The organism is Pseudoalteromonas rubra (genome assembly GCF_000967655.1).
In the GTDB taxonomy this organism is placed as follows: Bacteria; Pseudomonadota; Gammaproteobacteria; order Enterobacterales; family Alteromonadaceae; genus Pseudoalteromonas; species Pseudoalteromonas rubra_A.
In genome coordinates this window covers 1-335 of record NZ_JXYA01000129.1, presented here as the reverse complement: position 1 = coordinate 335, position 335 = coordinate 1, and the positions used below count along the sequence as shown (strand labels likewise).

At 57.3% G+C, this 335-nt stretch carries 1 protein-coding gene; it reads left to right on the top strand.

From position 1 onward, the window contains the following. Window positions 1–335, top strand: a 335-nt coding sequence (locus tag TW77_RS25505; RefSeq protein ID WP_046007483.1) for an Ig-like domain-containing protein, incomplete at both ends; no start/stop codon positions are given.

The following is a 335-nucleotide window of genomic DNA, read 5'->3' as shown; positions in this document are numbered from 1 at the left end:
AGCGGGTAACAGTGTCACCGTGACCATCACGGATAATAATTCATCAGTCAGTCGTACCGTGACCGCCGATAACTCCGGCAACTGGACGCTGAGTGGCAGTGAGCTGGATGTCAGCGGCCTGAACAATGGCACCTTGACGGTGTCGGCAACACAAGCGGATACGGCAGGTAATACGTCCACCGCAGCGACGCAAACCATTACCCTGGACAATGCGGCGCCTTCTGCGGTGACCATCACCACACCGATTGAAACTGACGGCATTGTCAACGTGGCCGAAGATAACGACGTGCTGATCGCCGGTTCCGGCGCGGAGTCGGGTAACAGTGTCACCGTGA